The organism is Vibrio sp. 2304 (assembly GCF_033339475.1).
In the GTDB taxonomy this organism is placed as follows: Bacteria; Pseudomonadota; Gammaproteobacteria; order Enterobacterales; family Vibrionaceae; genus Vibrio; species Vibrio alginolyticus.
Map to the genome: position 1 here is coordinate 70,852 of NZ_JAWOUQ010000008.1, position 25,002 is coordinate 95,853.

Genomic DNA, 25,002 nt, shown 5'->3' on the forward strand with positions numbered 1-25,002 from the left:
TATGCGAAGTCTTAATCTGATTTTCCAACGTTGGGTAGTGGACCAATTCAGACTGCAGAAGAACGCTTACGAGCAAGCCTGGAATTGCAAAACAAACTGGGTTGGTGAGTGTGCTTTGTCTTTTTGGTTTTCATTGAGTTTTGTATTTTTAAAGCCGGCTATTTCGGGTGTTCCCTCATGGAAACTGCCTTTGGTTTACTATCCAAACGTTAATTTTGCTGCGCCAAGATGGTTTGATCCTGTACGTTTTATTATCCAAAGCGTGTGGTTGCTTTGCTTCAAGCAAAACGTAAATACAGCATGGTCCAAAAAAACCAGCAGCTTAGCGATGACTTTAGCCGAACAAATTCGCAATGCGTTCTACTTGCCATTTGAATTGGTTGCAAAAAGCGTCCGCTGGTTAGAACAGACAGCGAACAACATCAAAGATCCACAAGTTCGAGAGCGTATTAAAGCAAGTAAGTCAGCGATGGCGTTGAACTACACCTTGCTGTTTTTCGTGGTGTTAATCGCTTTGCTGTGTTTTACGGTGCCATTTGGTTATCAGGCTCAGACTGTCTTTGTGTTGTTACTCTGGGCATTAGCGATGATGGTTCGTCGCATGCCGGGTCGTTTTCCTACCATGCTTTTGATCATCTTGTCGGTTACGGCCTCATGTCGATACTTGTGGTGGCGTTATTCGTCTACCCTGAACTGGGACGATCCTGTTGCTTTGTTTCTAGGGGGCGTTTTACTTCTAGCTGAGACGTATTCTTGGATTGTGCTGATGCTTGGCTATTTCCAAAATATCTGGCCATTGAATCGCAAACCAGTATCGATGCCACCGGATCAGTCAACTTGGCCAACTATTGACTTGATGATCCCTACTTACAACGAAGATCTTGATGTCGTGAAAGCGACGGTTTATGCCTCGTTAGGTGTCGATTGGCCGAAAGACAAACTCAACATCCACATTCTGGATGACGGCAAGCGTGATAGCTTCCGAGATTTCGCCAAAAGTGTAGGGGTGAACTACATCCGCCGCCCAACGAATGAACATGCGAAAGCCGGTAACATTAACTATGCGTTGAAGCAGACCAGCGGTGAGTTTGTTGCGATTTTTGACTGTGACCATATTCCTACACGAGCATTTTTTCAGCTCACAATGGGGATGTTCCTGAAAGATCCAAAGTTGGCGCTTATTCAGACGCCGCACCATTTTTTCTCACCGGATCCTTTTGAGCGTAACTTATCGAACTTTCGTAACGTGCCAAACGAAGGCAACTTGTTTTACGGCCTGATTCAAGATGGTAACGACTTATGGGATGCGACTTTCTTCTGTGGCTCGTGCGCTATTTTACGTCGAGAGCCTTTAGAGGAAGTCGGTGGTATTGCAGTCGAAACTGTGACGGAAGATGCGCACACGTCTCTGCGCATGCACCGTTTAGGCTATCGTTCTGCATATCTTAAGCAGCCGATTTCTGCTGGTTTGGCGACAGAAACATTGTCTGCACATGTTGGGCAACGCATTCGTTGGGCTCGCGGGATGGCGCAGATATTTAGGGTAGATAATCCATTGACTGGAAAGGGGCTTAAGCTCTCTCAACGGCTTTGTTACGTCAATGCCATGCTGCACTTTCTATCTGGTATCCCAAGGATTGTATTCCTGATCGCACCATTGGCTTATTTGTTGCTGCATTCCTACGTGATTTATGCGCCAGCGCTGGCGATCATTTTGTACGTATTGCCCCATATGATCCACGCGAGCATGACCAACTCTCGTATGCAGGGTGACTACCGTTATTCGTTCTGGGGTGAGGTATACGAAACCGTGCTTGCTTGGTATATCGCAAGGCCAACAACGGTGGCTTTGTTTGCACCCCATAAAGGGACATTCAACGTAACGGCAAAAGGCGGTTTGGTTGAAAAATCTCACTACGATTGGGTGATCTCCCGACCATATTTGGTTTTGGTTGCACTCAACATTCTGGGCTTTGCTGTAGGGATTTACCGAATGGGGTGGGGGCCTCAAGACGAAATCGGTACAGTTATCGTGAACCTCGTTTGGACGATGTACAACTTGTTGATTTTAGGTGCTGCTGTCGCCGTTGCGGTAGAAGCCAAACAAGTGCGAAAAGATCACCGAGTAGAGGTAGCGACTCCTGTCGCGGTAAGGCTTCACTCAGGACACTTGATTCAAGCGCAGATGAAGGATTTCTCTTTGGGTGGCGTGCGCATTGAAATAGACGGAGTCGATGAACCAACCTGTGCGTACCTACTTGGCCAAACCTTAGAAGTGATCCTCAATCGCGGTGGTCAAGAATTCGTGTTCCCGATGACGGTTGCCTATGCTCATAAGGGGATATTTGGTTTACAACTCAACGAATTGTCTCATCAACAACAAATCCAATACGTCCAATGTACATTTGCACGTGCAGATACGTGGGCGAAATGGCAACAAGGTTATCAATCAGATAAGCCTCTATCGAGTATGCAGGCTGTACTGCAAGTCGGCTTTAATGGATACAAACGCTTGCTGCAACATTGTCCTAAGTTTGTTCAGGCCAGTGTGGATGCACTTTTATTTTGTATCGAATTTATTTGGTCACTAAGACCTCGTTATGTCCCAATCAGGACCTCAAGTCATGCTAAATAATAAAAAACTAACGGCGTTGACGACGGCTATCACTCTCATGTGTATGTCGGGCAGTCTCGCGGCACAAGAAGTAAGTCAGCAACAACCAACGCCTTTGGCACAGCAAGATGCTGAAAATTCGACCGTATTTAAGCGTGTCATTCCATTTAGTCAATTGGGTTACAGTGGTTCAATTGCTATTCAAGGTAGTGAGGCCAGTGCTTATATTGGTTTCGGTTCGCGACTCGATGAGGTGGTGTCTAAAGCCACGTTGTACTTTGACATCACACCTTCACCAGCGTTGCTCTCTTTGGTTTCTCACGTCAAAGTGTATTTGAACAATGAGCTTATGGGAGTGGCGTCAATCGTCGATGGTCAGCAAGGTAAAAAATTGAGCTTATCGATGCCGCTGGATACTCGTTACTTCAGTAACTACAACCAAATTCGCTTTGAGTTGATTGGGAATACTCAGAAAGAGTGTGCCAATCCAAATGACTCGAGCATTTGGGCTGAGATCAGCCAAAGCAGTCGAATTGAAATGTTCGCCCAAAAGACAATGCTGGAAAGTGACTTGAGCTTGTTGCCAGCGCCGTTTTTTGATGTCCGTGATTTCAGCCAGTTAAATCTGCCTGTCGTTATGGGCGGCAAATACGATCTGGATGATGTCAAAGCTGCCGGTGTCTTGAGCTCTTACTTTGGTGCTCTTGCGGGTTGGCGTGGCGCTCAATTCCCTTTTAGTGTCGACACGTTACCTAAGCGCAACGCCATTGTCTTTGTTACTAATGACAACAAACCTGAGTTTCTGAGAGATTTTCCAGACACGGATGGGCCTCGTCTTCAAGTCATCACTCACCCAACTGACCCGTACGTGAAGCTTCTTCTAGTGATAGGCCGTGACAGTAAGGATCTTAACGTTGCGGTGCAAGGTTTGGCGTTGGGAAACCAACTTCTTACTGGGCCAATCGCGAAGATTAATGAAGTCAAACAAATCAAACCACGAGTCCCGTACGATGCGCCAAACTGGGTGAGTACGGCTCGTCCCGTTGCATTATCTGAATTAGTCGAACAAAAAAGCATGTTGCAAGTGGAAGGTCGAACGCCTCCTCCAATCAATGTGAGTTTGCGCTTACCACCCGATCTCTTTACCTGGCAGAGCCGTGGTATACCGATGGATCTTAACTATAGGTATTCGCCACCAGCTGCGGATCATTCTGGTTCTCGCCTGACTTTGAGCATCAATGACCAGTTCATTGAGGCGTTTAACTTAACCACAAAAGGCCAAGGTGGTGAGTCTAACCGTGTGCGTGTTCCTCTGTTAGATGACAGTATTCTGAGTGGTGATGCGCTTGTTCGTATTCCGGCCTTTAAAGTTGGCAGTAAAAACCAAATCGAGTTTGAGTTTGGCTTTGCGTCGGTGACTGATGGGCAATGTCAGGTGACGCAACCAAGTAAGCAATACGCGGTCATTGATGGTGACTCTACGGTTGATTTTAGTGGTTTCCCTCACTACATCGAAATGCCAAATATGCGCGCTTTTGCTACTTCTGGCTTCCCTTACACGCGCATGGCCGATTTGTCAGAAACTGCGATTGTTGTTCCAGAGAGAGCACCAAAAGAAGTGTTGCAGACCTTCTTAAACGTCATGGGGTCGTTAGGAAGTGATTCTGGGTACCCAGGTATTCAGGTGCTTTTGACAGATAAATGGCATGCTGAGCAACTAAAAAATAAAGACATCCTGACGATTGGTGTTGTGGATGCACTAGAAGAAGCCGCTAATAACCCTGACCAAGTTAACTTAGTGGTTAAAGAAGGTCAGAGACAAATTCGCCTGCCAAGCAAAAATGAAAAGCAGCTCGGAATGAACTGGATGAGTCCAAGTGATGCTCGTCAAGTCGCCGCAGATTATGTTTCTGTCGAGGCGGAAGGCTCTTTTGCTGCTATTTATGGTGCAGAATCGCCATTTACGAAAAAACGCAGTGTCATTTCTATTATGGCGGCTCACCCGTCAGATTTTGCGTCGGTTGATCGCGCGTTGGCTGACTCCGGTAAAGTGGAGCACATGTTTGGCTCGGTGGTGACGTTGAGAAATAACGAAGTAGCAAGCTACAACGTGGGTTCGCACTACTATGTCGGTAAGCTTCCTGTGTGGCAGCTCGTTTGGTATCACTTCTCTAATCACCCAGTCATCGTTGCGTGCTTTGCCGCCTTGCTAGTGGTGATCGTAACCATTGTGCTTTGGCGCGTATTACGTCAAGTCGCGTCTAGACGTTTAGAAAAAACTGAGGAAGAGGAATAATGAAAAAACTCATCTCATTCCTTATGTTGTTCGTGTCTCCTTACTTGTGGGCTAACACCTGCGAGTGGCCACAATGGGAAACATTTAAGTCTGTATACATGGAGCAAGGCCGAGTCGTTGATGGCAGTGACGAGCGTATGATTACAACCTCGGAAGGTCAATCTTACGCATTGTTTTTTGCCTTGGTTGCCAATGACCCTAAAACCTTCGATCAGGTTTTAAAATGGACTCAATCACATTTAGCTGGTGGGGACTTGACGGCAAGGCTTCCTGCTTGGTTGTGGGGAAGAAAAGAAAATGGTCAGTTCGGAGTGTTGGATTCTAACCCAGCGTCAGATTCTGATTTGTGGATAGCTTACTCTCTTGTTGAGGCGGGGAGATTATGGAATAACTACTACTATCAGACCCTTGGACATCTGATCGCGAGTCGTATTTTACGTGAAGAAACCGTCAACATAGCGGGAGTTGGAACGGTATTGTTGCCAGCTCCAACGGGCTTTGATGCCGACGGCCAGTACCGTGTGAATCCGAGTTATGTTCCGTTACAACTGATTGCTCGTATGCAGTCGCTGTACCCGCAATACAACTGGGACTCAATGTATAAGGCAAGTGTTCACATGCTAGAGAAAACGATGCCAGCAGGCTTTAGCCCAGACTGGGCAGTATTGAGAAATGGTCGTTATAGCTCAGATGTGGTTACAGGGTCGATGGGCAGTTACAACGCCATCCGCACTTATCTTTGGGCGGGTATGCTAAATGACCGAGTTTCAGAAAAAGCAGTATTAGTACAAAAAATGCAGCCGTTTGTCGCGGCAACCAAAGCCCTTGGTGCGCCAGCGAGAGAAGTAAATACTGAAACGGGTAAATATACCCAAGCAGGAAGCGCAGGTTTTTCTGCTGCGGCTCTTCCGTTACTCTCGGCTTCTGGTGAATCTACGCTGTTGGAGACGCAGTTTCGTCGTGCTCAAAATGAACTTGTGGTGGACAAAAACGATCATTATTACGACAACGTATTAAGTCTATTTGGGCTTGGTTGGCATGAAGAACGTTACCGTTTTGGTGTGCAAGGTGAATTGCTTCCTGTATGGAGCGAGAGATGTCAGTAACAGGACGCGTGTTATGGTGGATTCCACTGGTTGCTTTGGCGGCTGGTGGCGTCGGCACTGTGCATGCAGAAAGCTTTAGCTCAACACCTCTGACAAAGTCGCAGCTCGCACAGGTCTACAAGCCTATCGAGCTGGTTCAATTTTCCACATCATTAGCACGAGTTGACTCGGTTGAGTGGTTGGTTGAGCAGCTAAAACTGGCGGATGCGATTGGCCGAGATGATATTGTCGAGAGTACTCTGGAGAGGCTGTTCGCGATTGAAGAAAGCAATCCAACGGGGCTTTTCTATCAAGCGAATATGTATCTGAAACGTAAGCAGCCAGAATTAGCAAAACTGGTATTTGAGCGCTTAATCAGACAGGCGCCTCATTCGACTCAAGCGAAAAACTTGTCATCGATTATGGCTATTCAGGGAGAGAAAAGAGCGGATTATCAGCGCGCTCAGTTGCTTGCAAAATCTGGTCGTTACGATGAAGCGATTCAAGCTTACAAAGCCCTTTTCCCAAATGGAATGCCATCACCAGCGTTACAACTAGAGTTCCTACAGTTGCAAAGTAATTTGCCTGGCAGTTGGAGCTCGGTAAAACAGGGACTGGAACGTATAAATGCAAATTATCCTAGTGTTCCGTCTTTTCAACTCGCGTTAGCCAACCACATTCGCAAAGAGAATCCTGCCGATCCATGGATTCTCGATACCTATAAAAAGTTAGCGCTTGCTCCTTCGGTTGGAACAAATGCGGCAACGTCGTGGTTGCGTGCATTGGATCAATTGCCTATTTCAGATCAAGTTGTTCAGCAATATGCCATCTTAGCTAGCTACTACCCGTCTGACATGGAGATACAAAGAGCGAATCAAAGCGCGAAAGATCGCTGGAAAAAGGAAAAGGAACTACGCAAAGACCCCACTTATCTCGCCAAGCTCAAAGGGTTAGCGTTGCTCGAGGAAGATAAAACCGACCAAGCAGAAGCTCAGCTGCGTTATGCGTTGACGACTCGTCCGCAAGATCCTGAATTGCTTGGTGCTATGGGTAAGGTTTATCTACGTAGAGGGCAGCAACAAAAAGCGCTCGGATACTTTAAACAGGCTCAGCACTTAGATCATAATCCTGACTCGGCCTCAAAATGGGCAGCGCTAATCGAGACTTCTCAATATTGGGCGTATCTTGATCAAGGTGACGCCTTGGTCGAAAAAGGCCAGTTTAAGCAAGCAGAAAGCGCTTATCAAAAAGCGATTCAAGTAGATAAATCCCAACCTTATGCTTATTCATCATTAGGCTCTTTGTATCTGGTACAAGAAAATTATGCCGCGGCAGAGAAGGTTTTCAAACAAGCTTTGCAACTGGATAGCAGCAATAGCTCTGCATTGCGTGGTCGCTTAGATGTTCGTATTCAGCAGCAAGATTGGTCTGGCGCGGAAGCACTCGCGCGCAGTTACTCAGCCCCACAGCAGAAAGTGGTCGCTGAAAAAATAGCGAGCATCAAGTCGGAAGTTATTTTGACTCGTCTGCGGATCGCAATCGCTCAAAATGATCAGGCAACGATGAAAGCGTCCGTAGAGGAATTGATTGCGCTACAGCCAACCTCCCCATGGTTAAGGCTTGATATTGCTGACGTGGTTCATTCAATGGGCGACAAAGTACGCGCGGATACGCTGATGTCCGATTGGGCTACATCTAGTAATGACCCTGAAATGAAATTTGCTTACGCGCTTTATCTCGCGCAGGACTTCAACGTGAATGAGGCCATCGCTGAGCTAGAGAGTATCGCACAACATGATATGACAGACGCAATGCAGCGCAATTTAACCCGCTTGAAGCTTGATGCTCAGTTGAGAGACATTCAAACGCGTTACTTAGCTTCTCCCGAATCAGTAATGGCGACATTACGTGCGCTAGAGTCGGATTATCAAGGTCAAATTCAACCGCTCGCTCGTCTAGTGAGTGCGTGGTTAGACATTGATGAAGTTAAGGAAGCTGAGAGGATTTTCCAAAACATTTCGCTTTCAGAAGATTGGTCAACCGATGACAAACTGGCTTACGGCAGCATGATGGTAAGCTTGAATCACTTTGAAGATTTTGATCGTTGGTACGCGGACTTAGCATTAAATTCCGCAACACAAGATTTAAGTGCTTCGGAAGCATTACAGCTTGATGAACTCAAAACCCGTCGACTGTTGAGTCAAGCGGATCTGATGCTGGTTAATCAACAGCCTAAGCTTGCGTTGGATTTGTATGAACAAGTTTCTTTAAAGCCTGAGCCATTTAAAACTCAAGCAGAAATTGGCATGTTGCAAGCCAGTGCTTTGACTGGATATGAAGCGACGTATCACGACATGCACCTCATTTTGAATAAAAAGCGCGATAGCTTAACTGCGGCACAGTTGATGACAGTGGCCGCGGTGTTTAATCAACAAGGCTATCGAAATGACGCTAATGCGCTAAATCAGTTGTTGGATGCGATGCCTGATGCTGACGCATTAGCATTTCGCAATAGCATGTCTATAGCAATGGAAAATCAACAGTGGGCGTTAGCTGAAACACGCGCCTATCAAGCCTTAAATCGTGACCGAATGGATAAAAATCGTGAACCTGAAGAGGCGAAAAAAGAACCCCTAAGCTTACGCGAGCTATATGATACTGCTGACGACTACTGGTTGACTCGTAACGTCAAATCGGACATCGATAAACTGCATGATCGGAGTGATGGGCATGTCATGATTGGCTGGGATTACAGTGCACGAGATGGCCGTAATACTTCGAATCAAGTGCCCATAGAAGCCCGAATCCCGATAGAGAGCTGGGATGGGCACCTATTGCTAAAAGCCGATTATGTTTCTATCGATTCAGGTCAGTTGGACTATTATGAAAAAACCACCGATTCTGACAGCACTTCGTTCCAAAATGACGCATCAGGTATGGCATTTGGAGTGGGCTGGCAGGCTGAAGATTGGTTGGTCGATATCGGCACGACACCAATTGGTTTCGACCATACCACATGGGTTGGTGGTGTGCGCATCAATGGGGACCTGGGTGAGTTCGGTTGGACGGCAGAAGCTTCGCGTCGCCCAGAGACCAGTAGCGCGCTTTCTTATGCTGGAATGTCTGTCCCTAGCGGCACGACTGACCCTCAAGGGACTAAATGGGGCGGAGTTGCTCGTACTGGTGTGAAGTTGAGCTCAAGTTGGGACATTGGTGGCCCTTACGGTTTTTGGAGTAGCTTGCAGTATCATGTTTTGACTGGTGAAAAGGTTGAGGACAACACTCGTTTAGGCGTGCTAGGTGGAGCGTACTACAAGTTAATTGCAACGGATGACCAGCGTTTAAGTATAGGTACGAACTTAATGTACCTTGATTACGACAAAAATCTGGGTGAGTACACGCTAGGTCACGGTGGCTACTACAGCCCGCAAAGTTACTTCTCGGTGTCTTTACCTATCAACTTTTATGGCCGATACAACAGTTCTTGGTCATATCAATTGAGTGCATCCGTCTCTAACTCTTGGACTAAGGAAGACGCGCCATACTTATCGACAGTAGCGGAGTCAGACAAAGGTGGTGGTTTTGGTACGTCGTTGCAAGCGGCGGTGGAAAAGCGAGTCAGCAAACGTTGGTATCTTGGTGCGTTAGTCGATGTACAACGTTCTGAGTTTTATACACCAAACCATTTCATGCTTTATGCCAAGTACACCTTTAATGATCGTTGGCAACCAATAGAGTATCCGCCAGCAGCACCAACGTTGTATAGCGACTTCTAACAAAAAACAAAGGCCGGAAATCCCGGCCTTTGTTGTCTTATTCCTAGAAGAATGCGGCGCTTAGTACAAAATTGAGTAAAGCTGGCGACGATATTTGCTTGCTAATGCGTTACCTTGACCTAGCGCACTGAGAATATCCATAAAAGTCTTCTTCACGTCACCGTCTTGGGCGCCCAAGTCTTTTTTAAGAATATTCCACAGCAGTTCCAACGCTTCTTCATCCCGACCAACTTGGTTGTATTGTACCGCCAATTCACAAGCGAGTTCGAAGTTTGCCATGTCTGCTGCGTATGCTTGTTCTAGTCGCTGTAACTCAGGGCTATCTGCAGCCTGCAAATGCAGCTCGAGCTTGGCTATTAGGCTCTTGTAGTAGTTATCTTGATACTCGAGAGGGATAGCGTTCAGTAGTTCTTGGGCAATATCAAATTGTTTGGTTTCTAGCAAACAATCAGCCATCGCGAGTTTCACATCACCACGCTCTTGCAGCTCTGGCGGCAAAGTGTGGATGATGCTCAAAGCCTGAGCATGCTCACCTTGCTGAAGAAGTTCACTGACTTGTTTTAATAGTTGTTCATCTGGGCTTGGCAAATGCTTTTGTAGCATGGTAGCAATGGCATCAATTGGCTGGGGGCCTCCCAGACCATCGACGGCTTGACCATTTATAAACAGCGCGATAGTTGGCAATACTTGCACGCCAAATTGAGACGCTAAAGCGGGCTGATCTTCACAATTTAGTAGAGCAAGCGTAAATGCACCGTTGTACTGTTGAGCAAGAGATTGCAACTCAGGGAGTATCTGTGCGCTTTCTGGCTGAGCGTTGGCCCAAAAGTGGATCAAAACGGGCGTGTTCATTGATCCTTCAAGCGTTTCGCGAAAGTTCTGTTCTGTTATCTCAACGATAAATGGGGATTGCATCAGAGTATCCTTGCCTTGTGTCTTGTCGTTGATATTCGATATGGAGTTGATTTAGGTGAAATTCAAGCGACATTCACCATCAATAATGAATCATTCTATTTTGAGAAAACGTGAGGTAATAGAGTGAGGTTATTGCTGCTCAGGTGTTAGATAAAAAGAAAACGCTGCCGAAGCAGCGCAATTCTAATGCTATTTGTTAGTGCGGTATCAAAATAGGATGAACATGGTCAACACTACACCCACACTAAGCCAGTTAAGCTGATTTAATGTCATTGTTGCCTCGCAGTAGTATAAACATTGCTACAAAACGTAATGGGTGGCGATACCAAATCTAAGCAACTCAATCACTTTGGGCGAAAGAATCCCCGCTGAATTGCGTAGAAATTGATTCGTTTAGTTGAGGTTTTTTTAACCTACATGTTCATAATGACATCACATTGTTACGGTGAAATTACATTTCGACAAAACTTTTTTATGCAGCCTGTCGCAAAATTTTATCAAGTACACGGGTTGGTAATAGTCTTTTCAAGACTGCGAATAATTTAGTCGGTGTAGTAATTCGATAACGAATTTTCGGTGAAACGCTAGTTAATGCATGAAGAACTGGTGCGATGCAAGACTCTGCAGGCAAAACAAATCGATTATTAGACTTGTCGTTGTTGAGTCGCTCTCTTTGTCCTTCATAAGCATGACGATGGGGGCTAGATTCAATATCAACCCACTTCTCAAAGGCTCGTAATGCATTGTTTCTAAATTGAGTTTCGATCGGTCCTGGTTCTATCAATGCCACTTTGATATTCGTATCCGCAAGCTCTAGCCTAAGCGTATCTGTCCAGCCTTCTAAGGCAAATTTTGATGCATTATAGGCACCACGGTATTTCATTGCGGCAAAACCAAGAACAGAGCTGTTTTGTATGATGCGTCCTTCGCCTTGCTGGCGCATATGAGGAAGCACTTCTCTGACCAACTGGTGCCAACCAAAAAAGTTGGTCTGAAATTGATCTTGAAGAGCATCGGTGGGTAAGTCTTCCAGTGCTCCGGGCTGACCATAGGCACCATTATTGAACACTGCGTAAAGCTTACCTTCTGCTAATTCTAGCGCTTGCATCACGCCCGAAGAAATGCTTTCTGGGCTATTTAGGTCTAGATTGATGCAGGTTAGCCCTTCATTAATTAGGCGCTGGACATCTTGTTCTTTCCTGCAAGATGCAATGACATTAAATCCCTTGTTTTGTAGGGCGTGAGCACACACGTAACCGATGCCGGTTGAACAACCCGTAATAAGAATCGACTTTTTCATAATTTAATTTAAGACTCAGAAGCATTGATTGGAGCCATCATTCATCAGCTCCGGTCATGAAGCAAGTGCTTGAGTGCTGGCTCTATTCTGGAGTAGCTAAATTTAAAGCCCAGTTCGGTGAGTTTTTTGGGTTTGGCTCTCATGCTATCAAACAATAAGCAGGAAGATTCTCCCATTAGGAGTTCCATCGCCCATTTAGGCGTGAACAAGATATGCGGACGTTTTAGCGTTTTAGCTAGTGTGCCGCTGAATATACGATTAGTCACAGGATGGGGGGCGCACATATTGAATGCACCGTGGGCATGTGGTGTTTCAAGCAAGTACATGATGGCGCGGACCATATCTAGGATGTGAATCCAAGGCATGTACTGATTACCGTTCCCAAGTGGGCCGCCTACGCCAAGCTTGTAAGGTAATAGCATCTTTGCCAACGCACCACCATTAAGGCCGAGTACCACGCCAGTTCTCATTAGACAAACCCGAGTTTGCTCCGACTCTGCGCGCTTGGCTATTTGCTCCCACTTTGCACAAACCTCGTGAGGAAAGTCGTCGCTATTAACATGTAAGCACTCATCAAACGGATGGTCTTGTTGATCACCATAGTAGCCAACTGCCGAGCCACTAATAAAAACAGAGGGAGGTTCGGTACTTGCGTGGATCAGCTCAACAATTTGTTCGGTAATTTTCCAACGACTTTTGCAGATTTTTTCTTTTTGCTCGCTGGTCCACCTTTTATCCGCAATAGGCTCACCTGCAAGATTAATGACGGCATCAACGTGATTGAGATCGGCGAACGACTCGAGCGAGTCAAGGTATTCGATATTACCCAGATCAGCATGCTGTAGGCGTTGTTTTGCTCGCTCTGGAGAGCGTGTAAGTAGCATAACCTGGTGAGTTGATAGCAGCTTGAGCAACTCCGAGCCAATAAACCCAGTGCCACCTGTGAGTAATATCTTCATGTTATCTCTTTGAATGTACACGTATTAGAACATTATAGTCGTTTTGTGCTTAGCTTGATCATCTCAACACCATTATTTCTGGGATAGTGACAAGCTGGCAGAGATACTATTAACTTCACATATTATAAAATATGTAACTAAATGTTATAGATGGCGCTGGTGCATTCACGGTAGAAGAGTGAAATCTATGCCAGACTAGAAGTTATCGCTCATTGGAACGAGCGTAATCAGTTTGCACAATCAAGGAGGATAGGCATGGAAGCATTCGTTGCGCTTTTTCGAGCGCTCCTCAATAGTGCTCGTGACTTATTACCCATCATCATTGTTATCACTTTTTTCCAATTAGTCGTTTTGCAAGAGCCGCTGCCCAACCTGGTCTCCATTCTTTTTGGCTTGTTGCTTGTCGTTTTAGGATTAACCTTTTTTATCTTTGGCCTAGAACTTGGTCTTTTTCCTATCGGAGAGAGTATGGCTCAAGCCTTTGCAAAAAAAGGCAGCGTGTTTTGGTTATTAGTCTTTGCGTTTTGTTTGGGGTTTGGCACCACGATAGCTGAACCTGCATTGACCGCGGTAGCGGAAGAAGCCTCAGAAGTTGCGGCAGAGGGCGGAATGATCGCTAACTCAGAGCAGTCCATGCAGGATTACGGAGAAGGACTTCGAGTAACAGTAGCTCTCTCAGTGGGGATAGCCATCGTTATCGGCGTTTTGCGTATCTTAAAAGGGTGGCCGATTCATTACATGATCATTGGTGGCTATGTAGGCGTTGTAATACTGACGTGGTTTGCACCTGAAGCCATTATTGGTGTTGCTTACGATTCCGGAGGTGTAACCACGTCCACCATAACAGTACCTCTGGTCACTGCACTGGGCGTCGGTTTAGCGTCTTCTATTAAAGGGCGTAACCCTATGGTGGATGGCTTTGGTTTAATCGCTTTTGCCTCGCTGTTACCGATGATGTTTGTGATGGTTTACGGAATGGTCGTAACATGATTTCAATTGATCATTTCCTAGACACTTTATTATCGACCGTTCGAGACGTCGTTCCCATCGCCAGCATTATTTTTGGTTTTCAGTTAGCGGTGTTAAGGCGTCCTGTTAGCAACCTTAAGAAAGTTTTGCTTGGGTTCGTTTATGTGATTTTCGGGCTAGCTCTTTTTTTACTTGGATTAGAAATGGCGTTGTTTCCACTTGGGGAGACGATGGCTGTGCAATTAACGGCGCCGGAGTTTTTACAAGAGTTCAAAGTATCGGTAGGGAAAGCCTTAATGTGGGTCGACTATTATTGGGTTTACACCTTCGCCTTTTTTATAGGCTTTAGTACCACGATTGCAGAGCCTTCTTTAATCGCTGTAGCGATAAAAGCAAACCAAGTCTCTGGAGGCAGTATCAGTATTAACGGCTTGCGCGTAGCCGTTGCGTTTGGGGTGGCAATTGGTATTGCATTAGGGAGTTACCGGATTGTCGTGGGCGATCCCATTCATTATTACATCATCGCGGGTTACATCGTCGTTGTGATTCAAACGTTTTACGCTCCTAAGCTTATTGTTCCACTCGCCTACGATTCTGGAGGCGTAACAACTTCTACCGTCACTGTCCCACTTGTAACTGCATTAGGGTTAGGGCTTGCTTCGACCGTCCCTGGAAGAAACCCAATGATTGATGGCTTTGGCTTGATCGCGTTTGCCAGTCTATTTCCTATGATCTCTGTGATGGGCTATGCGCAAATAACCCAGTGGCTGAATAAAAACGTCTCGGAGGAAGAAGAAAATGCGCTTTAAATTGATACTTGCGTTTGTTGAAGACAGCAAAACAGACAAGGTGTTGGACGCTGCACGCGATGCTGGTGCGACCGGTGCAACAGTGATTAACAATGCTCGCGGGCAAGGTTTAAATCAAAAGCGAACGTTTTTTGGTTTAACGCTAGAAGTGCAAAAAGATGTGCTGCTGTTTGTGGTCGAGGAACATCTATCTCGACACATATTAGAGACCATTAATGAGGTTGGTGAATTTGACAGAGAGTCGGGACAGGGGATTGCTGTTCAGATCGATATTGAAGATGCAGTCGGTGTCGCGCATCAAGTCGAGACATTGAGCAAAGTAGTCGAGGATGAATTATGAGTGATCAAACGATAATTAGAGTTCGAGATGTTATGGCGGCAACGTATGTAATGGTTGATGGACTGATGACCGTATACGAAGGCATAACGCTAGCGAAAAAATACCAAGTCAAAGCGCTGGTGGTGAAAAAGCGAGATGATAATGATGAATATGGCATCGTGTTGATGAATGATATCGCCAAAAAGGTGCTGGCGAATAATCGTTCTCCTCAGCGCACAAATATTTATGAAATCATGACCAAGCCCGCTTTGTGTGTCGAACCAGATATGAACGTAAAATATTGTGCACGTTTGTTTGAGCGATTTGGCATAAGCAGAGCGCCGGTCATTGAAAGTGGCGAGGTCATTGGGATGGTGAGTTATAACAATATTGTCATCAACGGTATGGTGCGAGAAGAAGTGTAATAGGTTGATATAAATGAAAAATCAACGAATTTTTTCTCAAGTCAGCGACTGTTACAAAGAACTAAAATATTTAATATATGTTAGGTTGCATATGTGTTAATTCACCATTATTCTTTGCGCCCTAAGCCTAATGTCGAGGAATCTGTATCATGCCTTTAGTCTCTTGCCCCGTGTGTGAGAAACAAATCTCAAAACGCGCTCATGCATGTCCAGGATGCGGAGAGCCCGATCCGCTGCACCATCTAGCCAAATCAAAATTTATGTCGATGGTGTTTTGGATACTGGTGTTGGTTGGAACAGCGTATGCAGCATGGTTCTATGTTTTGCCTATGGTCATTGAATCATTGCGCTATCAGTAGTATTCAAACCGTCGTAGGTTGAGCTGCTAAAAAAATGCCGTAGAATGACCTCATACTTTTTGAGGAGACAATGTCGTGAAACTATTTTTTGCCTCAGACCTGCATGGCTCTTTGCCAGCAACTAAAGAAACCATTGAGCTATTTCTGGCCTCTGGTGCGCACCACATGATTTTGCTAGGAGATACGCTAAACCATGGGCCGCGAAACCCTATTCCGGAAGGCTACAACCCTCCACAGGTAGCAGACTTATTGAACCAATACAGTGATCAAATTATTTCTGTACGTGGCAACTGTGATAGTGAAGTGGACCAAATGCTATTGAAGTTTCCAATGATGATGGATTACTCATGGGTGCTACTTGAATCTGGCAAGAGAATCTTTTTGACTCATGGTCACTTGTACAACTCTGAAAAACGGCCGCCACTGCGCGAAGGTGATATCATCGCCCACGGGCATACACATGTTCCCGTCGCAGAGATGCAAGATGGAGCCATTATATTCAACCCAGGCTCGATGACATTCCCACGTAATGGCTTACCGAGAAGCTTTGGTACTCTAGAAGACAATAAGCTAACGGTAAAAACGCCAGAAGGCGAAGTATTAGCACAAACCATGATTTAACGGTTTTACTAAGTAAAAAAATAGGGAGCGAATTGCTCCCTATTTTGTGTCTGAATGTCCTAAATCGCGTTCTGGGTCGATAATGTCTCTAACGCGCTGTTTTAGCACCTTGGCTTCAGGAAAGCCGCTGTGTTTTTTCCGTTCCCAAATTTGCTGGCCATTACAGAAAATTTCGAAGCGACCACCTGTGTCTGGGTGTAAGCTGATTGTTTCTATTTCTTCACTAAAAGTATGCAGTAATTCTTGTGATAGCCAAGTTGAACGCAACATCCAGTTGCACTGGCGGCAGTAATAAATATCAATGATTGCTTTATCCATGAAACTTTCCTTTTAATCTTTTTAAACCAGCAACTTGATGCCCACGGCAAACGTGAGAATTTCGAATGCAACTTTAATCACTCTGTTACTGTATCGAGTCGCGGCCCATGCGCCTAAACTGCCGCCTAGAAATGAGCTTAACAATAAAACAGGCATCCAAGCCCAGTGAATAGAGGCCCCTGCCTGTACGACGGCAATGCCTCCAATGCCATTCCAAAACAGGCCGACACAAATCATGGTGTAAGCAACGGCTTGTTTGTAGTCGTAACCAAACCAGCGCACCAAAAATAGTGTCACGAGCAAACCAGAACCTGCGGTAAGAGATCCGTTAATGATGCCGATAGACAGTAAGCCAATTCCACCAATAACCCAACCAATAGGATGACGGTTGCGTATTACTTCAGCTTGGCCTAGCGATGTCTTAAACCGCGAGTAGATACCCAGCGCTAGGATCATCGTGCCGAGCATCTTTTCCGCGATACCATCAGGGATCTGTACAATTAAGTTAGCCCCTAAAATCACGCCAATACTGCCGGACAAGATAAGATAGAGCGCGATTTTCCATTTAATAGTGCCTGATCTCAAATGCGTGCTTGCTGCGCCTAAGCCTAAAGCGACCGAAGCCACCTTATGTGTGCCTAGCGCAACGGAGAACGGTAAGCCGAGAAAGATGAGTAAAGGGAATTGAAGCAAGCCTGCTCCGCCACCAGAAAGTGAAGCCAGCGTGTTGGCGATTAGTGAACCGAAAAAAAGGGTAAGGGTATCTAGCCAATCCATAAGCAAAACAAAGGGGGCGTCTTGCCCCCTTATCATCCAATCAAAATTAGTTTTTAAACAGTACCGAAGAACCGTGGTTCAAGCTAGTGAGCAATAGTGTTTTTTCGTTCACGACGTCAATACGACGACTTTGCTCCGCATCTAGCTTAAAAATTTGAGTAATTAAACGTAGCTGTGCTTCGGAAAAGTCTTTTGATTGAGAAGATGAAATATCTTTAAACTCCGAAGGCGAGACCAACAAATAGTTGTCACTTACTTCCCAGCGGCCTTTTTCCGAGATATTTATCGTTGATTCTGCGGTTGAACCTTGAGCGAATAGTTTTATATTTGCTACGCGAATATAGTCACCATTAGGGAGATATTTCACGTTTGATTCAACATTAACTCGGCGTAGTGGGCCGACAGTATCGTCAGGCAAGCTGTCTGTAATGACTGTCACCATGGTCGACTGCCATTCGTTTGCTGTGAGGAGCTGCTCCACTTTTAGGTCACTTCCCCAATACAACCAACTACTGAAAAGAACGGATACGGCCAAAACCGCAGATGCTAATTTAATCTTCATATTGGCCTCCTTTATTTGCAGATGTCTGTTGGATCGTTTTGACCTGCGAAAATACGCAGTGTTACGTTCTCGTAAGAGTGGTTACTGTCATGAATATAGTTCAGAATCAGCTGGTTATTTTGTCCACCAGTGGCAATCACTTCAACTGGCAACGAGTCTTCTGCATGGTGCTTCACGTAGCGCTCAATGCATTGCTCTATTGAGGGCAACCAGTTGTTGATTTGAGGGTGATTTACAGGTGTCATCACTGGTACATTTTGATACTCACCAATCTGACGAAATTGGGATTCCGCAGGGTTCGTGAATAACAATACGCAAACAGGAAGCAGCAGAGACAAAAAGATAATGACACGCGGTAGCCAGTTAATCGTGTTAGATGCTGGCTTCGGCTGAGTTTTAGTCGGCTCTACTAGAGGCTCAAGATCAGCAGTAGTATCGGTCACTACCTCTGTTGGTGGCATATCGCTCGCTTCTAACTCCACTGCTGGCGCTTCTTGTTCAGAAGCGGTTTCTTCAACGTCAGTGTTAGAGTCAGTAGAAAATGGGCTCAAGCGTTCCACTGAACAAATGAGTTGGTAGCCACGTTTAGGTACCGTTTTAACAAACTCTGGAGATTTTGTTGAATCCTTCAACATCTTACGCAGAGTAGAAATCGCTTGAGTCAGGCTTGAGTCATCCACCTCAAAACCTTGCTCACGCCAAACAAACTCGTGAAGCTCGTTACGGGTTAAAACTTCGTTTGGTCTCTCTGCCAACATCAGAAGTATACGGCTTTCGTTGCTTCCTAATCGTACAACGTCGTTGCCGTTTTGTTGGTCAGCGAGCGAATTACTATTTGGATCAAAGGTGAACCTTTGAGCAAGTAGAAATTTGGTGCCAATGTTAGTCATTTAGTTCTTCTTAGATGGATGATGTTGTAATTATGGTGATTTATGTCACAAAATTACCGGGGCGCTTGGAGTGCGCACGACATTTTAGATGCTTTTAGACGGGTAGGATAATTAAAATTTTCTAAAAAAACACCGTTTTTAGCAATATTGACCTTGAATTTACATTTGTCAGCCACATGTTAAATGACATCTCGGTAAGGTGATTTCAAGGGGAAAGTCACAAACTTGTCCCTATGAAAAAGCCAATTAGTTTAGATGTTATGGAGCACACATGAGCGAAACCGTATCTCAAAATAAAGAAACTCGTGGTTTTCAATCAGAAGTAAAACAACTACTGCATTTAATGATCCATTCTCTTTATTCAAATAAAGAGATCTTTTTGCGCGAGCTGATCTCTAACGCATCAGATGCATCAGACAAACTGCGCTTTCAGGCGTTATCTAACCCAGATCTATACGAAGGTAATGCAGACCTTTGCGTGAAACTGTCGTTTGATGAAAGCGCAAATACCTTAACCATTTCTGATAACGGTATCGGTATGAGCCGTGATGATGTGATTGAGCACTTAGGAACAATCGCAAAATCTGGTACAGCTGAGTTTTTCTCAAAGCTATCTGAAGAGCAGAGCAAAGACTCTCAGCTTATTGGTCAGTTTGGTGTTGGTTTCTACTCGGCATTTATCGTTGCTGACGCCGTTACCGTGCGCACTCGCGCTGCGGGTCTAGCCGCTGATGAAGCGGTACAATGGCACTCAGCGGGTGAAGGTGAGTACACCATCGAAAACATTACCAAAGAGTCACGTGGTACCGACATCATTCTTCATATGCGTGAAGAGGGTAAAGAGTTTTTGAATGAGTGGCGTCTACGTGACGTTATCAGTAAGTACTCTGATCACATCGGCATTCCTGTTTCAATCCAAACTGTCGTTCGTGATGACGAAGGCAAGGAAACAGATGAGAAGAAGTGGGAGCAAATCAACAAAGCCCAAGCACTGTGGACGCGTAACAAATCTGACATTTCAGAAGAAGAGTATCAAGAGTTCTACAAGCACGTATCACATGACTTTGCCGATCCATTGGTCTGGAGTCATAACCGTGTAGAAGGTAAAAACGACTACACGAGCTTACTATACATCCCATCGAAAGCACCTTGGGATATGATGAACCGCGACCACAAATCAGGCTTGAAACTGTACGTACAGCGCGTATTCATTATGGACGATGCAGAGCAATTTATGCCGTCATACTTACGCTTCGTACGTGGTTTAATAGACTCAAACGATTTACCGCTAAACGTATCGCGTGAGATCTTACAAGACAATAAAGTGACTCAGTCTCTACGTAATGCTTGTACTAAGCGCGTGCTAACGATGCTCGAGCGTATGGCCAAGAATGACGAAGAGAAATACCAATCATTCTGGAAAGAGTTTGGTCTTGTGATGAAAGAGGGCCCTGCGGAGGACTTTGCAAACAAAGAGAAAGTTGCAGGTTTATTGCGCTTTGCTTCAACTGAAGTGGACTCTTCTGAGCAAACTGTGGGCTTGGCGTCTTACGTTGAGCGCATGAAAGAAGGTCAAGATAAGATCTACTACTTGACGGCAGACAGCTATGCAGCTGCGAAAAACAGCCCTCACTTAGAACAGTTCAAAGCGAAAGGCATTGAAGTTATCTTGATGTACGACCGCATTGATGAGTGGCTGATAAACTACTTAACTGAGTTTGATGGTAAACAGTTCCAGTCAATCACTAAAGCTGGGCTTGATCTAAGTCAGTTTGAAGATGAAGCAGAAAAAGAGAAGCAAAAAGAAACCGAAGAAGAGTTCAAGTCGGTTGTAGAGCGCACGAAGTCTTACCTAGGCGATCGTGTGAAAGAAGTTCGTACGACCTTCAAACTCGCATCTACGCCTGCTGTTGTGGTAACGGACGATTACGAAATGGGCACTCAAATGGCGAAGCTTCTTGCGGCAGCTGGTCAAGCTGTGCCGGAAGTGAAATACATCTTTGAGCTAAACCCTGAGCACGAATTGGTTAAGCGTATGGCTGACGAAGCCGATGAAGAAGCGTTTGGTCGCTGGGTTGAAGTTCTGCTTGGTCAGGCAATGCTAGCGGAGCGAGGCTCTATTGAGGATCCAACAGAGTTCTTAGGAGCCGTTAATCAACTTTTGACTAAGGTGTAATAACCTCTGCAAATCAAAAAGCTCGCATTTCGCGAGCTTTTTGTTTGTTGTCGCAAAATTTTGCATCTCAAGTGCTGAGTTAATAATCAATAGGGCGTGAAAGAGGGTACTGTTAACATTCTTTAGTCTTAATACACTCTTTGCTCAGAGAACCTGTGATAGAATCTGCGACTTGAATGTGAGTAATAAGGCGTGTATTTTTGCTCGCCTATATACGTTATACCGAAACTTATCGTTGCAGGTGCTTCTCAGGTTTGATGTCTAAGAGGTCAGCTATTGTGAGCTTCGGTATAAATCTTAAATATTAAAGAGGATAAATCATGCGCATCATTCTTCTAGGTGCTCCAGGTGCAGGTAAAGGCACACAAGCAAACTTCATCATGGAAAAATACGGTATTCCACAAATCTCTACTGGTGATATGCTTCGTGCTGCTATCAAAGCAGGTACAGAGCTTGGTAAACAAGCCAAAGCTGTTATTGACGCTGGTCAGCTAGTTTCTGATGAAATCATCCTTGGTCTTATCAAAGAGCGCATCGCTCAAGAAGACTGTGCAAACGGTTTCCTACTAGATGGTTTCCCACGTACTATCCCTCAAGCTGACGGCCTAAAAGAAATGGGCGTAGACGTAGACTACGTTATCGAATTTGACGTTGCAGACGATGTAATTGTTGAGCGTATGGCTGGTCGTCGTGCTCACCTTCCTTCTGGTCGCACTTACCACGTGGTTTACAACCCGCCTAAAGTGGAAGGTAAAGATGATGTAACTGGTGAAGATCTTGTTGTTCGTGATGACGACAAAGAAGAAACAGTACGTGCTCGTCTAGGTGTTTACCACGAGCAAACTGCACCGCTAATCAACTACTACGGCAAAGAAGCTGAAGCAGGCAAGACTAAGTACCTTAAGTTTGATGGTACTAAGCAAGTAGCTGAAGTTAGTGCGGATATCGAGAAAGCACTATCTTAATTTGCTGAAGTCAAAAATTTAATATTTTGATATATTGAAAGCGGCCCAAGTGGTCGCTTTTTTTAGTTTACTCGTAAACATATATCTAATTAACTTCAGCTCGGCTATTCGTTACTTCGAGGTTACTTAAATATATGAACCAAGCCGTTTACCATGAATAGGATGTTATGAAAGAGAATAATAAACAGGGTGTACTCCTAGTTAACCTGGGAACTCCTGACGCACCAACCGCTCCTGCCGTAAAGCGCTTTTTAAGTCAGTTTCTTCATGATCACCGAGTGGTAGACATGACTCGATGGCTTTGGTGTCCACTATTGCACGGCGTTATCCTTCCTATCCGAGCTCCTAAAGTTGCCAAACTCTATCAATCAGTATGGATGGAAGAGGGCTCGCCGTTGATGGTGTACTCTAAACGCCAAACGGAAAAGTTAGCACAAAAGCTTGATATACCTGTAGATCTTGGTATGACGTATGGTAACCCAAGTTTGCAATCAGGCTTTGAAGCCCTATTGGCGCAAGGCGTTGATGAAGTCATTGTTTTACCGTTGTATCCGCAATACTCGGGCACAACAACGGCAGCGGTTTCTGACGGAATCACTAAAGCATTTAAGAACCTGCCTGTGATGCCAGGCTTTAGCTTTATTCGTGATTATTACAATCACCCGAAATATATTGAAGCGTTAGCGCATTCAGTTCGTGAACATTGGCAAAAGAATGGTCAGGGAGATTACCTGCTGTGTTCTTATCATGGTATTCCAAAACGTTATGCTGACAATGGTGATGTTTACCCACAGCATTGTGAAGAGACGACTCGCTTGCTTGGGAAAGCGTTAGGTTTAAGCGAACAACAAATTGGCATGACGTATCAGTCCCGATTTGGGAGAGAAGAGTGGCTTCAACCTTATACCGATAAGACCCTAGAGGCACTTCCTGCAAAGGGTGTGAAAAATATTAATGTTGTGACCCCTGCATTTTCTTCAGATTGTTTAGAGACGTTGGAAGAGATCTCGGAAGAGTGTAAAGAGATTTTCCTTGAAGCAGGTGGTGAAAACTTTACCTACATCCCTTGTTTGAACGATAGTGAACTTCATATCGAGATGATGGTTGAGTTAGTTCAATCTAAACTTTAGATACAAAAAAGGGTCGCAATAGCGACCCTTTCTACGTTTAGTTGAGCGATCAAGCAACTTGTACTTGCTGCTCTTCTACTTGCTCTGCCGTGCTGTGCGTATTTTCAGCGCCATGCATCCAGCGAACGAGTGTATTAGAGAATAGGAGCAAAATTACGCCACTTACGGTTGCGCTGACCGCAATACCACTAAAGATAGCCATAGCGCCTAACTCGCCTACGTGAGAACCCACATAGCCCGCAACATAGTTAGCAATCGCATTACAGCCAAACCATGCACCCATCATAAGTGAAGCTAAGCGAAGCGGTGCTAATTTAGTCACCAATGAAAGACCAATTGGAGATAAACACAGCTCGCCTAATGTGTGGAAGAAGAAAGCGCCGACCAACCATAACATCGATGTTTTTACTGTTGTATCTCCACCTTGTTCTAGCACTGCGCCAACCATACAAAGGAAACCAATCGCTAAGAAAAATAGTGCCATTGCAAATTTCACTGGCGAAGTGGGTTCACGTTTACCCAATTTTACCCAAAGGACAGCCAGAACTGGCGCTAGAGTAATAATGAAAAATGGGTTTAGTGATTGGAACCACGCAGCAGGAACTTCAAAACCACCAATCATGCGATCAGTATATTGTTGAGTGTAGATGTTCATCAGGCCACCTGCTTGTTCAAAGCCTGCCCAGAAGACAATAGTGAATAAGCTCATGACCAGAATTACTTTTAGTCGATTCACTTCTTCTTTGGTGAGTGGCTGCTTCGTGGTGGCGTTTTTGTTATTTAGATCTCGTTTCGCCGCTGGTTCGCGGCCAATATCACCAAGCCATGATTGAGCCAGTACCATTTGCATCACTAGGCTAACCAGCATACCCACACCAGCGGCAACAAAGCCAGCTTTCCAACCGTAAGAGGTTGTCACAGAGCCAGAAACGACGCCGGCAAGTAATGCACCTAAGTTGATACCCATATAAAAGATAGTGAATGCGCCGTCACGACGGTTGTCACCTTCTTGATAAAGGTCGCCAACCATGGTTGAGATATTTGGCTTAAAGAGACCGTTACCAGTGATAAGTAGGCCAAGACCTAAATAGAAACTGTGTAGCGAACCAATACCTAAAGCATCAGCAGGAAGTGCAAGAGTAAACTGGCCGATGGCCATTAACGCGCCACCAAGCAAAATTGAGCGACGTTGACCTAAATAGTTATCTGCTAGGTAACCACCGATAAGAGGCGTGATATACACAAGCCCTGTGTATATGCCGTATAGGTCTAATGCGTCTTTGGTTGACCAGCCAAGGCCGCCGTTCATTGTTGTATCGGTGAGGTAAAGCACGAGAATGGCACGCATTGCGTAGTAAGAAAAGCGTTCCCACAGTTCAGTACCGAACAATAAGAACAGGCCACGTGGATGACCAAAATATTGATGTTGGTTTGACATAAGCTCTTCTAATAATAGTTATTACATTTTTTAACGACTTCTACGTATACAATGCAATTCAACGAGTGACAAATAATAAAATTTTGCCATTCAACTATTTTTGTTTGTTAAGTGGCTGTTTTTGATTAGATTTGCAGATTATATGATGGTGTATTGGTTGTATTACAAACTTAATTTCCATTTTTGCCTATGGACTTCTTTATCGTAAGTTGCTGAAAAATGTCGTTAATGCGAGCGATGTATAATCATACTTTTATAGATAAACTGAATATCAATGACTCAACTTTGGCTTAATGCTA

General features: G+C 45.0%; 21 protein-coding genes. 13 read left to right on the top strand and 8 right to left on the bottom strand.

Annotation, left to right across the window (positions count from 1 at the left end; all coding sequences use genetic code 11):
- Window position 1 precedes the first annotated feature (1 nt).
- The 4 genes from bcsA to R7P64_RS16325 are packed head-to-tail and all read left to right on the top strand — an operon-like array spanning window position 2 to window position 9,771.
- Window positions 2-2,635 (top strand): UDP-forming cellulose synthase catalytic subunit, encoded by a 2,634-nt coding sequence (gene bcsA / locus R7P64_RS16310; RefSeq protein ID WP_262602015.1) that lies wholly within the window; start codon window positions 2-4, stop codon window positions 2,633-2,635.
- A complete protein-coding gene (gene bcsB, locus R7P64_RS16315; protein ID WP_213886807.1) occupies window positions 2,625-4,910 on the top strand; it encodes a cellulose biosynthesis cyclic di-GMP-binding regulatory protein BcsB in 2,286 nt (761 codons plus the stop codon). The genes bcsA and bcsB overlap by 11 nt, the downstream gene beginning before the upstream one ends.
- Window positions 4,910-6,016: a cellulose synthase complex periplasmic endoglucanase BcsZ gene (bcsZ, locus tag R7P64_RS16320; RefSeq protein ID WP_318123704.1), complete on the top strand. Its 1,107-nt coding sequence runs from the start codon at window positions 4,910-4,912 to the stop codon at window positions 6,014-6,016. Before bcsB ends, bcsZ begins: the two co-directional genes overlap by 1 nt.
- Window positions 6,007-9,771 (top strand): cellulose synthase subunit BcsC-related outer membrane protein, encoded by a 3,765-nt coding sequence (locus R7P64_RS16325; protein WP_318123706.1) that lies wholly within the window; start codon window positions 6,007-6,009, stop codon window positions 9,769-9,771. The genes bcsZ and R7P64_RS16325 overlap by 10 nt, the downstream gene beginning before the upstream one ends.
- A gap of 60 nt (window positions 9,772-9,831) precedes the next feature.
- Here the strand turns inward: R7P64_RS16325 and R7P64_RS16330 are convergent, their stop codons facing one another.
- The 3 genes from R7P64_RS16330 to R7P64_RS16340 all read right to left on the bottom strand — a co-directional run bounded on the left by R7P64_RS16330 (window position 9,832) and on the right by R7P64_RS16340 (window position 12,945).
- Window positions 9,832-10,686, bottom strand: a complete 855-nt coding sequence (locus R7P64_RS16330) for a co-chaperone YbbN (RefSeq protein WP_005388628.1) — start codon at window positions 10,684-10,686, stop codon at window positions 9,832-9,834.
- A gap of 472 nt (window positions 10,687-11,158) precedes the next feature.
- Entirely contained in the window at window positions 11,159-11,986 is an 828-nt protein-coding gene (locus tag R7P64_RS16335; protein WP_318123708.1) for an SDR family oxidoreductase, read from the bottom strand.
- A 44-nt stretch (window positions 11,987-12,030) separates the two neighbouring features.
- Complete coding sequence (locus R7P64_RS16340; RefSeq protein WP_047102894.1) at window positions 12,031-12,945, bottom strand: TIGR01777 family oxidoreductase; 915 nt, start codon at window positions 12,943-12,945, stop codon at window positions 12,031-12,033.
- A gap of 255 nt (window positions 12,946-13,200) precedes the next feature.
- On the opposite strand from R7P64_RS16340, the gene R7P64_RS16345 reads away from it, so the two are divergent.
- The 6 genes from R7P64_RS16345 (at window position 13,201) to yfcE (ending at window position 16,447) form a co-directional block, all read left to right on the top strand.
- Entirely contained in the window at window positions 13,201-13,935 is a 735-nt protein-coding gene (locus R7P64_RS16345) for a DUF1538 domain-containing protein (RefSeq protein ID WP_005382077.1), read from the top strand.
- Window positions 13,932-14,723: a DUF1538 domain-containing protein gene (locus R7P64_RS16350; protein ID WP_005382078.1), complete on the top strand. Its 792-nt coding sequence runs from the start codon at window positions 13,932-13,934 to the stop codon at window positions 14,721-14,723. The genes R7P64_RS16345 and R7P64_RS16350 overlap by 4 nt, the downstream gene beginning before the upstream one ends.
- On the top strand, window positions 14,713-15,063 hold the full coding sequence (locus tag R7P64_RS16355; protein ID WP_213973127.1) for a P-II family nitrogen regulator: 351 nt from the start codon (window positions 14,713-14,715) through the stop codon (window positions 15,061-15,063). Before R7P64_RS16350 ends, R7P64_RS16355 begins: the two co-directional genes overlap by 11 nt.
- The gene (locus tag R7P64_RS16360; protein WP_005382085.1) at window positions 15,060-15,467 is read left to right on the top strand and encodes a CBS domain-containing protein; all 408 of its coding nucleotides are present in this window, start codon (window positions 15,060-15,062) and stop codon (window positions 15,465-15,467) included. The genes R7P64_RS16355 and R7P64_RS16360 overlap by 4 nt, the downstream gene beginning before the upstream one ends.
- A 149-nt stretch (window positions 15,468-15,616) precedes the next feature.
- Window positions 15,617-15,826 (top strand): hypothetical protein, encoded by a 210-nt coding sequence (locus R7P64_RS16365; protein ID WP_005382086.1) that lies wholly within the window; start codon window positions 15,617-15,619, stop codon window positions 15,824-15,826.
- A gap of 75 nt (window positions 15,827-15,901) precedes the next feature.
- Window positions 15,902-16,447, top strand: a complete 546-nt coding sequence (yfcE, locus tag R7P64_RS16370; RefSeq protein WP_138939153.1) for a phosphodiesterase — start codon at window positions 15,902-15,904, stop codon at window positions 16,445-16,447.
- A 39-nt stretch (window positions 16,448-16,486) separates the two neighbouring features.
- Here yfcE and R7P64_RS16375 read toward each other — a convergent pair whose 3' ends face one another.
- From R7P64_RS16375 to R7P64_RS16390, 4 genes are read right to left on the bottom strand one after another with little or no spacing between them, the layout of a single operon-like run.
- Window positions 16,487-16,765, bottom strand: coding sequence for a SelT/SelW/SelH family protein (locus tag R7P64_RS16375; protein WP_213973128.1), 279 nt, complete (start codon window positions 16,763-16,765; stop codon window positions 16,487-16,489).
- Between the two features lie 21 nt (window positions 16,766-16,786).
- On the bottom strand, window positions 16,787-17,542 hold the full coding sequence (locus R7P64_RS16380; RefSeq protein ID WP_213973129.1) for a sulfite exporter TauE/SafE family protein: 756 nt from the start codon (window positions 17,540-17,542) through the stop codon (window positions 16,787-16,789).
- A 46-nt stretch (window positions 17,543-17,588) separates the two neighbouring features.
- Window positions 17,589-18,104 carry a transmembrane regulator ToxS gene (gene toxS / locus R7P64_RS16385; protein WP_005382091.1) on the bottom strand — a complete coding sequence of 172 codons (516 nt, stop codon included), beginning with the start codon at window positions 18,102-18,104 and terminating at the stop codon, window positions 17,589-17,591.
- Between the two features lie 11 nt (window positions 18,105-18,115).
- Window positions 18,116-18,994 (bottom strand): transcriptional regulator, encoded by an 879-nt coding sequence (locus R7P64_RS16390; protein ID WP_213899493.1) that lies wholly within the window; start codon window positions 18,992-18,994, stop codon window positions 18,116-18,118.
- 271 nt (window positions 18,995-19,265) lie between these two features.
- On the opposite strand from R7P64_RS16390, the gene htpG reads away from it, so the two are divergent.
- From htpG to hemH, 3 genes are all read left to right on the top strand, one after another.
- Window positions 19,266-21,170 (top strand): molecular chaperone HtpG, encoded by a 1,905-nt coding sequence (gene htpG, locus R7P64_RS16395; protein ID WP_318123712.1) that lies wholly within the window; start codon window positions 19,266-19,268, stop codon window positions 21,168-21,170.
- Window positions 21,171-21,490: 320 nt separating this feature from the next.
- Window positions 21,491-22,135, top strand: coding sequence for an adenylate kinase (gene adk / locus R7P64_RS16400; RefSeq protein ID WP_005382094.1), 645 nt, complete (start codon window positions 21,491-21,493; stop codon window positions 22,133-22,135).
- A 167-nt stretch (window positions 22,136-22,302) separates the two neighbouring features.
- On the top strand, window positions 22,303-23,265 hold the full coding sequence (gene hemH / locus R7P64_RS16405) for a ferrochelatase (protein ID WP_213973130.1): 963 nt from the start codon (window positions 22,303-22,305) through the stop codon (window positions 23,263-23,265).
- A 49-nt stretch (window positions 23,266-23,314) separates the two neighbouring features.
- Here hemH and R7P64_RS16410 read toward each other — a convergent pair whose 3' ends face one another.
- Window positions 23,315-24,703 (bottom strand): peptide MFS transporter, encoded by a 1,389-nt coding sequence (locus R7P64_RS16410; RefSeq protein WP_005382097.1) that lies wholly within the window; start codon window positions 24,701-24,703, stop codon window positions 23,315-23,317.
- Window positions 24,704-25,002: the final 299 nt, after the last annotated feature.